Genomic DNA, 214 nt, shown 5'->3' with positions numbered 1-214 from the left:
CCGACCTCCATGGCGTTGGCGGGCTGCAGCGGGTTCTGCGGCTCGGTGCTCTGGTAGCTGAACGTCCCGGCCGCGTTGGCCGCTCCGCCCTCGCTGGACGACGAACCACTACCGCAAGCAGTGGCCGCAAGGGCGACCGCGACAGCTGCGACGACCCACTTGGCCTGGCTGGCACCGCGCATGGGTGTGCCTCCTGAATTCCTGTGTTGCAAAC

Annotated in this window: 1 pseudogene; it reads right to left on the bottom strand. The window is 68.2% G+C overall.

Going from position 1 to position 214, the window contains the following annotated elements:
• Nucleotides 1-182 (bottom strand): annotated as a pseudogene (locus ABD353_RS40325) (ABC transporter substrate-binding protein); the annotation flags it as partial.
• Between the last annotated feature and the right edge of the window lie 32 nt (nucleotides 183-214).

Origin of the sequence: Kitasatospora arboriphila, from assembly GCF_039528095.1 — a bacterium.
GTDB classification, from domain to species: Bacteria; Actinomycetota; Actinomycetes; order Streptomycetales; family Streptomycetaceae; genus Kitasatospora; species Kitasatospora arboriphila.
Note: the sequence above shows the minus strand (reverse complement) of the source record. Positions and strands in the feature narration are given on the sequence as shown.